6 protein-coding genes are annotated in these 11,295 nt (G+C 51.9%); 5 read left to right on the top strand and 1 reads right to left on the bottom strand.

Translation table 11 applies throughout. From position 1 onward, the window contains the following. Positions 1-1,203: 1,203 nt before the first annotated feature. On the bottom strand, positions 1,204-2,844 hold the full coding sequence (locus AC3WJN_RS24890) for a peptide ABC transporter substrate-binding protein (RefSeq protein WP_007777104.1): 1,641 nt from the start codon (positions 2,842-2,844) through the stop codon (positions 1,204-1,206). Positions 2,845-3,131: 287 nt separating this feature from the next. Here AC3WJN_RS24890 and AC3WJN_RS24885 point away from each other — a divergent pair, with 287 nt between their 5' ends. The 5 genes from AC3WJN_RS24885 (at position 3,132) to AC3WJN_RS24865 (ending at position 11,178) form a co-directional block, all read left to right on the top strand. Next, positions 3,132-4,436: a hypothetical protein gene (locus AC3WJN_RS24885; protein WP_005830768.1), complete on the top strand. Its 1,305-nt coding sequence runs from the start codon at positions 3,132-3,134 to the stop codon at positions 4,434-4,436. Positions 4,437-4,742: 306 nt separating this feature from the next. Beyond that, entirely contained in the window at positions 4,743-6,329 is a 1,587-nt protein-coding gene (locus AC3WJN_RS24880; protein WP_005836258.1) for a M4 family metallopeptidase, read from the top strand. A 540-nt stretch (positions 6,330-6,869) separates the two neighbouring features. Continuing rightward, positions 6,870-8,417 carry an AbgT family transporter gene (locus AC3WJN_RS24875; protein ID WP_005832179.1) on the top strand — a complete coding sequence of 516 codons (1,548 nt, stop codon included), beginning with the start codon at positions 6,870-6,872 and terminating at the stop codon, positions 8,415-8,417. Between the two features lie 33 nt (positions 8,418-8,450). Next, positions 8,451-9,710: an amidohydrolase gene (locus tag AC3WJN_RS24870; RefSeq protein ID WP_007777093.1), complete on the top strand. Its 1,260-nt coding sequence runs from the start codon at positions 8,451-8,453 to the stop codon at positions 9,708-9,710. Positions 9,711-9,774: 64 nt separating this feature from the next. Then, complete coding sequence (locus AC3WJN_RS24865) at positions 9,775-11,178, top strand: M20 family metallopeptidase (RefSeq protein ID WP_005832175.1); 1,404 nt, start codon at positions 9,775-9,777, stop codon at positions 11,176-11,178. Positions 11,179-11,295 lie beyond the last annotated feature (117 nt).

Genomic DNA, 11,295 nt, shown 5'->3' with positions numbered 1-11,295 from the left:
ATACGGAACTAACTTGTTAGTTTTTTTCATATATAGAGATCCCCTTTCAAATGACTTTAAGATGTTTGTTACTAAAAGTATTATATATTACATAATATAGAAATTTAATACAAAAGTTTATAAGCATTCAAGCTTTCTATAGAGAAACAATTAATCTACATAGCTATCATCACAAGAGTAGCACTAACGTTGTCGAAATGCATAAAAGATTCGGTTTTGTATGGATGCGATCATCCGTTGTGCAAGCTTAGATATATCTGGGCTGGAAAAGAGGTCAAAGTCTCCTTCAGTGAAACTAGTGCTTTCTAAATCAGGAACGTAGCTTGTTTGAAATGTTAGCAATGGCTGAAGAAAAAGGAGTTGCTCACCTAACACTGGGTACTAGAAAATAAGTGATTTAACAGAAAAGAGGAACTGTGGACAAGGGAATGAGCCCCCCTTTTTCGCTCGCCTAAGCCACGGATTCAGCAGGAAAAATCTCTTAATGTTTAGTAGTTTATTAACTCTAGTGAACCCAAACTGTTCTTATGAACTAACCAAGAAATTAGTAAGTCCAATGATGAAAAATATAAAACAAATACACCTAAAATAATGAAAAGAAGTACCTTCCATTTGTTTAACAAGTGGATCAGCTCCTTAAGTCAAAGTAGTTGATTCAAATAGTTAATCACCAAACCGATTTTACCGTGTTTATCCTTTTATTACAAAAAATACAATTAACATGTTTGTGGCGGACTAAAAACGAGACACCTATTCAGAAATACATACAACTGGCTCCAGCGTTTGTTCATGACCAGGCTCAACTTGATACACTAGTAGATATCATGGCATGACATATGTGTTCTATCAGGGATTTTTGAATATCCCAAGTTTGACAGTTTTTTAACTTAGGATCTTTTTTGTTGAATGAGGAACGAAGTTATTCGTTTAATCAACCTGTTCCTAAGTAAAATAGAGATACACGAGAATCAAATGAAAAAAGTCCTTCGATTCAATTAGCCAGCTATTCACAAGGAATGAAGTGTTTATTGTCTTGATTGCATTCATATACTCGTCTTAGTCCCAACTTTCTCTGCATCTTACTTCAAATTTAGCAATGTAGGGACAGAAAAAGCCGGTTACACCATTGGCAAGGTGAAAACCGGCTAGTCTTTCGTTATAGCTCATTCGTGAAATACATTTCGTGTTCTGTCGTTGCACCTGCTACTGCGTCACCACCGACGTGTACTTGAAGTACGCGCCCCCGAGCGGGAAGATGATGAAGTCTTTCACCTTGTCGTTTTTCACATAAGGGCTTCCGCGGAAGTTGATCGGCGCGAGCGGCATTTCGTCCATCAGGATGGTTTCCGCCTCGAGCAAAATTTGCTTGCGTTTTTCCAGGTCAGGCTCGTTGTAGCTCTTGTCGATCAGTTCCTTGAATTTGGCATTCTCCCAATCTGGGTGGTTGTTGCCGCCTGTTTTGTCGCGGAACATTTCCAGGAAGTTGATCGGATCGTTGAAGTCTGCGCCCCACTGGAAGCGGATCAGGTCAAAATTGGCCTGGGAGCGCATGTCGCGGTACACTTTCAGCTCTGCGTTGTACAGCTTCACGTCGACGCCGAGCACTTTTTTCCACTGGTCTTGCAAAGCTTCCGCCACTTTTTTGTTCGTGTCGGTAGTGTCGTAAGTGTAGGTGACGGTCGGGAAGGCAGTCAGGCCAAGCTCCTTCATCCCTTCTGCCAGAAGCTGTTTCGCTTTTTCTGCGTCCTCCTTGAAGTAGCCGTCCGCCTTCAGGCCCATCGAGGTCGGCACCCATCCGTAAGCGGCTGGTACGCCGGTTTGCAGGATGTTGTCGATGATTTCCTGGCGGTTGATCGCGTAGGAGAAGGCTTGTCTGATTTTTTTGTTGTTGAAAGGCGGCTGGTTCGTGTTGAACACGACGGATTGCGTGCCGGGGTTGTCCGCTACCATCAGCTTGCCTGCGTCCTTCAGAGACTGGATGGCATCGGGCGGCAGCGTGGAGGCCGGGTAGCCGCCCCAGTCGATATCGCCGTTTTCAAACATGGAGAAAGCCGTGTTGTTGTCTTCGATCATCGAAATTTCCAGACGGTCCAGCTTTACGTTGTCCTTGTCCCAGTAGTTCGGGTTTTTGGTGAAGACGATCTTGCTTTTGTGCTCCCAGGTGTCCATGATGAACGGCCCGTTGCCCACGATCGTTTTCGCTTCGGCAGCCCAGTGCGGGTTGCCCTCCACTGTTTTTTGGTGCAGCGGGAAGAGCGTCGGGAAAAAGGTCAGCTCACGGAAAAACGGCGTAGGCGATTTCAGGTTGAATTCGACGGTGTAGTCGTCGAGTGCTTTTACCCCTACGTCCTCGGCTTTTCCTTTACCCGTATTGTATTCCTCTCCTCCTTTAATGTAGTAAAGCTGATAGGCGTACTCGGACGCTGTCTTCGGATCGAGGTTGCGTTTGATCGCATAGACGAAGTCGTGGGCGGTGACAGGATCGCCGTTGCTCCACTTGGCGTCTTTGCGGATTTTGAACGTGTAGTTCATGTAGTCCGGCGTGTTGGTGAAGCTCTCTGCGGTGGCGTTGGTCAGTTGTCCGTTCAGGTCGTAGCTGGTCAAGCCTTCAAAAGCGGCGTAGATCATGTCAAACGAATCGGCGTCAACTGCGATGCCAGGGTCCATGGAAGGCGGTTCGCTGTTGATGCTCCAGCGCAGCACCATCGGTTCTGCCTTTGTCGCCTCTGTCGGTGTGGCGGATGGTTGGCCCGCCGGTTGGGAAGTGGTTGTCGAGTTCGAACAGCCTGTGATTACCCCGAACAGCAAGGTAAGACAGGTTGCCAGCGCAATGCCCTTTTTCATGTAAATCCCCCTTGGAAATGATAGAAACATATATTCAGAATATTTGTTTGCGTTTTGTTTCGCAAAGGTAATATTTATCTTGCTCGACAAAAAAATTTTATGTTAGGTGATTAACAAAGTATTCTTGGCAAATGCTTGATACAACTCACTGTTTTGTAACTGGTTAAGTAGCTAACTAATTTAGCGAAGAGGAATGAATGACACCAGTAGACAAAGTGGTCGGCAAATGATAAGAATGAGGTAACCAATTATGGAAGCTATCAAATCAGGTAGGAGTTTACGCCCTTATGTATAAAATCGGTGTTGTGGGCCCGCCCCCCTCAGTTGAGCGGATACTGGCTGTTGCCAATGAGTTTGAGCATGAAATCGAATTCGTTCCCTTCACCTATGACGATGCAAGAGAAGTGAGCCGAATCGTGCAGGAGCATAACCCGGAATTTAACGGGTGGTTTTTCTCTGGCCCGATTCCTTTTACGATCGCCAAAAATGTGTTGAGCCCGGATGCCAATATCGTCTACTGTCCGCCGACCGGGTCTAATCTGTATCGTTGCTTCATCCAGATGTCGATCGATCACAATGAAGTCGTGAAGCGCATCTCTGTCGATATGATTGATTCAGAAGGGACGTATTTGCGCGAAGCGATGTCCGAACTGAATATTCCCGAGGAAGAAATGCACGTGATGACCTACGACGAGCATTACGACCCTGATGTCATTACGCAGTTCCATCTCTCTCTATGGAAAGAAGGAAAAACGCAGGGTGCTTTCACCACCTTGTTTTCCGTCGAGCAGGCGCTGCGCGAGGCCGGCATTCCCGTGTACCGCGTCCTGATGACGAAGATGGAGATTCGCCAGGCGATGAAGATCGTCATCGAAAAAGCGAAAAGCTCGTATTTCAAGCACACGCAAATCGGGGTGGAAATCATCGAGCTGGAACAGTTCGACAAAATTCCCGAGCGGGCGAAAACGCGCTTCCATCTGCAACATCTGGAGCTGAAAATCAGGGAGATTTTGCTTCTGCTCTGCGAGCGCCTGGACGGCTCGCTGATGGCAAATGGAAACGGCCGCTACCAGATTTTCAGCTCGCGCGGCGCGATCCAGCGGGAGATCGAAATGCTTCGCCACACGGTCGAGCAGCTCTCGCTGGAGGCGGACGTGCCTGTCGCAGTCGGCGTAGGCTTCGGCGATACGGCTTTTTCTGCGGAAAACAACGCGAGAAAAGCGATTCAGCACGCCAAGGAGCGGCCGCAGTTCGGCATCGTGGTCGTGCAGGACAACGGCGTCATGATGGAATCGGTGGGAGAAGCGGAGGAGCTGGAGTACGCTTACCGCTCCAATGACCGGGAGCTTCTCGAAAAGCTGAACAAGGCCAACGTCAGCGTCAAGACGTACCACAAGCTGCGGGCGCTGGTGCAGCGGATGGGCTGGAAATCGTTCACCACGACAGACATCGCTTCGTATTTGTCCATGACGGTGCGCAATGCCCAGCGAATCATGGGCAGCCTGTGCGAAGTGGAGCTTGCCGAGTACAAAGGCGAGGAACAGCAGGCGATGCGCGGTCGGCCGAAAAAAATATACACGCTTGTGCGCTGAAAAAGCAGGCAAACACCCGATAAGCTCGGGTGTTTTTTTTGTTGGTGCAGAAGCGATCCGCCGATTCGGGACGAGCCGCTCCGGGCAGCCTTGGCACTCGCTTGGCCGGGCCGTTTGAGCCAGAGGAACAAGCCTGCGCAAGCCGGGTGTATGGTAGCGTGAACAGCCAGTCCGCGATTTTTGTCAAAGAAATGGAGAAAATGTCGGCAAAAAAATACCGAGAAAAAAGGGATTTTTTCCAGAAAAAGCAAATAAGATAAAATGTTTCATACATTCATAATCTTTTGATTGGGGGAATTTTTTAGAATGAAAAAGTCTTACATTGCCACCAGCCTCACTCTCAGCATTGCCGTAGGTGTGTCGGGATTTGCATCGGTGCCTGCTCTGGCCAAACCGAAGCAAATCGATTACAGCAAACAGTGGGACACACCGCAGTATATCGGGGAAGCTTGGGAGCCAGAAGGGGCTAAGGGGGATGACGTCGTCTGGTCATACCTCGAGAAGTACAAAGACGAGTTCCGTATCCAGGGAGACGTAGAGGACCACTTCCAAATTGTGAATCAGGTCCGCAACAAAGAGACGGATACGAAGCACTACCGGCTGCAGGAAGTCTACAACGGCATTCCGATTTACGGCTTCCAGCAAACAGTTCACATAGATGCGGACGGCAATGTCACGTCTTATCTGGGCCAGTTCATTCCAGATCTCGATGACAACAAGCAGTTGAAGAAAAAGCCGAAGCTCAGTGAACAAAAAGCGTTGAAACAAGCAATCAAGGACATCGAGGATGAAGTGGGCGAAGAGCCGGATTTCATCCGCGACCCAGAGGCGAAGCTGTACATTTACGTGCATGAGGATGAAGCTTACCTGGCGTATGCCGTTGAGCTGAACTTCCTCGATCCGCAGCCTGGCCGTTGGATGTATTTTATCGACGCGCACAGCGGAGATGTCATCAACAAATACAATATGCTCGACCACGTGACCGGAAGCGGAACAGGCGTGCTGGGCGATACGAAGCAGTTCGAGACGACACTGCAAAGCGGCAAGTACGTGCTGAGCGACAAGACTCGCGGAAAAGGCATCGAGACATACTCAGCCAATAACCGCACTACGCTCCCTGGCACGCTGCTGAGCGACAGCGACAACTATTGGACAGATGGCGCGGCAGTCGACGCGCACGCGTATGCGCAAAGAACGTACGACTACTACCGCGACGTGCACAACCGCAACAGCTACGATGGAAACGGCGCTTTGATCCGCTCCACCGTTCACTACAGCACGAGATACAACAACGCGTTCTGGAACGGCTACCAGATGGTGTACGGAGACGGAGACGGCAGCACATTCCTGCCGCTGTCCGGCGGGCTGGACGTAGTAGCGCATGAGCTGACCCACGCTGTCACCGAGAAGACAGCAGGACTGATTTACCAAAACGAATCGGGAGCGTTGAACGAGTCGATTTCCGATATTTTCGGTGCGATGATTGACGACGACGATTGGCTGATGGGCGAGGACATCTACACGCCAGGTACGAACGGAGACGGACTGCGTTCCCTGGAAGACCCATCGGAGTACGGCGACCCGGATCACTACAGCAAGCGCTACACCGGCTCCCAAGATAACGGCGGCGTCCACATCAACAGCGGAATCAACAACAAGGCAGCGTACCTGCTGGCAGAAGGCGGCACGCACTACGGCGTGAACGTCAACGGCATCGGCCGCGAAGATACGGCGAAAATTTACTACCACGCTCTGACGCACTACCTGACGCCTTACTCCAACTTCTCGGCTATGCGCCGTGCTGCGATACAGTCCGCAACCGACTTGTTCGGTGCCAGCTCCAAACAAGTCAAATCTGTTCAGGCAGCGTATGACGCTGTAGGCGTAAAATAAGCGGTCAACCAGACGGCCCAGGTGACCGACCTGCTACAAGTAAATAAGGAAGCAAAGAAGGCAACCACTCGCATGGGTGGTTGCTTTTTTTGTGCAGATAAGAATGGATAGATAAGATTCTTGCCCGGTATCAGCGCAACAAAGGCTGCGCCAATGGTTTGGCACGGCCCGGTTTTCGAATGTCAAAGCCGGGGAACAAGGGATAAACATGGAAGCTTTTCTATTTTTCAAGAAGTCAAACAATTCTATTGAAAAAAAGTTACCCAGGTTATATAATCCAATTAAACGAAATTGTCTTTTTGTATTCGTATAATTGTCATTGCCGACCGAAAAAAGAAAGGAGTATCTGCGCGGCGACGAGCTTTGCTGTGCGCTTGAATGAATGGATTGTGTTGAAATGAAAATGAAAGGGCTTTCACCTTCTCGCTTTCATGCCATCAACCAGACTGACCACTCATTCAGAACGTTGTTGTTTCGCCATCGAGACAAACGAGAATGATGGTTATCAGCAGAAAGAAACGGCCTAAGGGGGAGTGCTCCATGAGTGCACATACTGTACAGACAAACCGGAATGAGGAGTATGCACAAGGAATCGGTCTCGTCAAATGGGTAGAGCGAGTCGGGAACAAGCTGCCGAATCCATTCATGCTGTTCCTTTATTTGATCGCCGCTTTGATGATTATTACCGCGGTCTTGTCGATTTTTCACGTCACGGCAGTCGATCCGATCAAAAACGAGCAGGTGCAGGTCAAAAATCTGCTCAGCCAGGAAGGCTTGCAATGGCTTTTGCCCAACATCATTAAAAACTTCTCCGGCTTCCTGCCGCTCGGTTCCATTTTGACGCTCATGCTCGGCGTGGGACTTGCGGAGAAGGTCGGCCTGTTGGAAGCCGTTATTCGCAAAATGTCCCTGCGGGTCAGTGCCCGCTACGCCAGCTACCTCGTAGCGTTTATCGCGTTTTTCAGCCACGTTTCCTCTGATGCGGCGTTCGTGATTATGCCGCCGCTGGGCGCGTTGATCTTCCTGGCTGTCGGACGCCATCCGGTGGCAGGGCTGCTCGCCGCGATTGCGGGGGTCGGGTCCGGTTTTTCCGCCAACATTTTGATCGTCACAACAGACGTGCTGCTCTCCGGTATCAGCTCAGAGATTTCCAAGTCAGTGAATCCAGACGTGACAGTGAGTGTGCTCGACAACTGGTTCTTCATGTCCGCTTCTGTCCTGCTGCTTTCGGCGGCGATCGGGTTTATTACCGATAAATTCGTGGAGCCGCGCCTGGGCGTTTACAAAAGCGAAGGCAAATCGGAAAAGAAACTGGAAGATTTGTCCGATACCCAAAAGAAAGGCTTGCGTGCCGCAGGTATCGCAGCGCTTGTGTTCATTGCTGTGATTGCCGTATTGGTCGTGCCTGAAAATGGCCTGTTGCGCGATCCGAAGCAGGGGACAATCGTGCCTTCCCCGTTCATTTCCGGTATTGTCCCTGTCATTTTGCTCTTTTTCTTTACCGTAGCGATTACGTACGGAATCAAGGTTGGGGTTATCAAAAAGCAAAATGACATCCCGGCCTTGCTGACAGACCCGATCAAGGGCATGGCAGGATTCATCATCATGATTTTCCCGCTGTCCCAATTCGTGGCGATGTTCAACTGGAGCAACATGGGCAGCTTCCTGGCGCTGTCGATTACGGATTTGCTGGAACAAATGAACATGAGCGGCGCGCCTGTGTTTATCGGCTTGATGTTCTTGTCTGCGTTTCTGTGTATGTTTATCGCGAGCGGCTCGGCGATCTGGTCCTTGCTTGCGCCCGTGTTCGTGCCGATGTTCATGGCGCTTGGCTTCCACCCGGCATTCGCGCAGGTGGCATTCCGGGTCGCTGACTCGTCGGTCATTCCGTTTGCGATCGTTTCGCCGTTTATCCCGCTCTTCTTGAGCTTTTTGCAGGAGTACAAAAAGGATGCGAAGCTGGGGACGTACTACGCCCTGATTATGCCGTATCCGATCGCCATCTTTGTTTTGTGGACATTGCTCTTGGTCGTCTGGTATTTCGTCGGTCTGCCAATCGGTCCTGGAGTTTATCCGGTGATGAACTGAAGATGACTCGAGAATAAACAGGAGGAAAAAAACATGCTGGATCTGGTTTCGTTACGAAGAGATTTTCATATGCATCCCGAGGTGGGCTTTACGGAGTTTCGCACCGCTTCGAAAGTAGTGGAAATTTTGGCTTCCCTCGGCTACGACGTGATTTACGGCCAGGACGCCATGGATGGCGATGCCCGCAGAGGGCTGCCGTCCGAGGCGGTGCTGGAAGCGGCTTACGAACGGGCGCTGCGCGATGGCGCCAACCCGGCCATCGTGGAAAAAATGCGCGGCGGCTACACCGCTGTCATCGGGGTGAAAAAAGGGAACAAGCCTGGCCCCACTGTCGCGTTCCGCTTTGACATGGACGCGTTGCCTGTGCTGGAGAGCACCGATGCGGACCACTTTCCGCAGGTGAACGGCTTCCGCTCCCGCTACGAAGGAAACATGCACGCCTGCGCCCATGACGGGCATACGACGATTGGCCTTGGCGTAGCGGAGGCGCTTGCGGCAGGGGAGTTTGCCGGGACGCTCAAGCTGATTTTCCAGCCAGCCGAAGAAGGAGTGCGCGGCGCGTATTCGATCGTGCAAAAAGGGCTTCTCGACGACGTGGACTACCTTTTCTGTCACCACCTGGGCGTCAACGTCCCGCTCGGCGAGGTGCACGGCGGCTCTTACGGCTTTTTGGCCACCACGAAAATGCTCGCTCATTTTTACGGCGTGTCCTCCCATGCCGGTGCTTCGCCGGAGCAAGGGAAAAACGCCCTGCTCGGAGCGGCCACCGCTTTGCTCAACATTCATGCGATTCCCCGTTTTAGCACAGGATCGACTCGCGTGAATGTCGGGGTGCTGGAAGGGGGCACTGCGGCAAACATCATTCCGGCCTACGCCAAGATGGTAGTCGAGACGCGCTCTGTTTCCGAGGAAGTCAACGCCGAGGTCGAGCAACGCGTGCGCAACATCATCGCGCACAGCGCAGCGATGCATGAGCTGGACTACAAAATCGAAGTGATCGGGGGAGCGATCCCGATCAACTACGATGTGGAGATGGCAGAGCTGGCTTTGGAAGAAGCGAAGCACGTGGAAGGCTTCTCCTCGTTTAAAATGGGCGAGCACAACTCGATGGGCAGCGAGGACGCGAGCTTCATGATTAAGCGCGTGCAGGAGCGCGGCGGCAAAGGGACGTACATGTCGATCGGGACCGACCTTCCGGCTCCGCACCATCATCCGAAGTTCGATATTCAGGAAGAAATTTTGCCGCGCAGTGTCAAGCTGCTGGAGCGGATTGCCAGACGGCTTCTTGCCTAAAAAGCAACTCTCTGTTGCCAAAGTCGCCTTTTTGCCAACTCCGACATAGAGAGGATGTTTTTACATGCATACCAAACAAATTGCAGACATGATCGAGCAAAAACGGGATTCCTTCATTAAAGTAAGCGACCGCATCTGGGAATTGGCGGAGACGCGCTTCGAAGAGTACCAGTCCGCTGAGCTTTTGGCGCAAACGCTGGAAGCAGAAGGCTTTCAGGTGGAGCGCGGCGTCGGCGGGATCAAAACCGCCTTCATCGGCAGCTTCGGCAGCGGCAGTCCGGTTGTGGCGATCCTGGGCGAGTTCGATGCCCTCTCCGGAATGAGCCAGAAAAAAGGCCAGGCCAAAGAAGAGCCGGAAGTGCCGGGCGCAAACGGACACGGCTGCGGGCACAACCTGCTGGGGACGGCTTCGCTGGCGGCGGCGGTTGCCGTGAAGCAGTACATGGAAGAAAACAACATGAGCGGAACGGTTCGCTACTACGGCTGCCCAGGGGAAGAAGGCGGCTCCGGCAAAGCGTTCATGGCGCGCGCCGGACTGTTTGACGACGTCGATTTTGCCCTCTGCTGGCACCCGATGGGCTACAACAGCATCATGGCAGTCGAGTCGCTGGCCAACTACCAGGTTTACTTCAAGTTCAAAGGCAAAAGCGCCCATGCCGCAGCCAGTCCGCACCTCGGCCGCAGCGCGCTGGATGCAGTCGAGCTGATGAACATCGGGGTCAACTACTTGCGCGAGCACATCATTACCGATGCCCGCGTGCACTACGCGATCACCAATTCCGGCGGCCTGTCGCCAAACGTGGTGCAGGCGTACGCCGAGGTGCTCTACCTCGTGCGCGCGCCGAAGGTCGACCAGGTGCAGGAGATTTACGAGCGCGTCTGCAAAATCGCCAAAGGCGCGGCACTCATGACGGAAACCGAAGTAGAGATCGTCTTCGACAAGGCGTGCTCTAACCTGGTGCAAAACAAGACGCTGGAAGAGGTCATGTACAAAAACTTCCAGGAGCTTGGCGTGCCTGTGCACGACGAAGCAGAGCTGGAGCTGGCAAAAGCGATGCGCGCAACGCTGTCTGCGCAGGAAAAAGCGACAGCGGAAAGACAGTCGCCAGACGCGCCGGACCCGGACATGGTGACATGGCTGAACCCGTACACCGGGTCGACGATTCCGCTGAACGGCTCCACGGATGTAGGGGACGTAAGCTGGATCGCGCCGACAGCGCAATGTACGACAGCTTGCTTCATCAACGGTTCTACGCTGCATTCCTGGCAATGGGTGTCGCTCGGAGCGACCTCGATGGCGCACAAAGGAATGCTGCACGCCGGGAAGGTCATGGCTGCTACTGCGGTAGATATGCTGCAAAATCCAGAGTTGATCGCAAAGGCAAAAGCCGAGCTGAAAGCCCGCCTCGGCGACAAAACGTACGTGTGCCCGATTCCGGAAGGCGTTATGCCTTCGGTGAAAAAATAACAGGCTTGCATGACAAGACCGACGATGTACCGCTTGAATGCGGGGGTCGTCGGTTTTTTTCGTGGAAACATGGCAAGGAGATAGAAGCGAACCGCACGCATGTAATTCACAAAAAAT

It is taken from the genome of Brevibacillus sp. FW306-2-1A-C05A (assembly GCF_058781555.1).
This window is presented reverse-complemented; position numbering and strand designations above follow the sequence as displayed.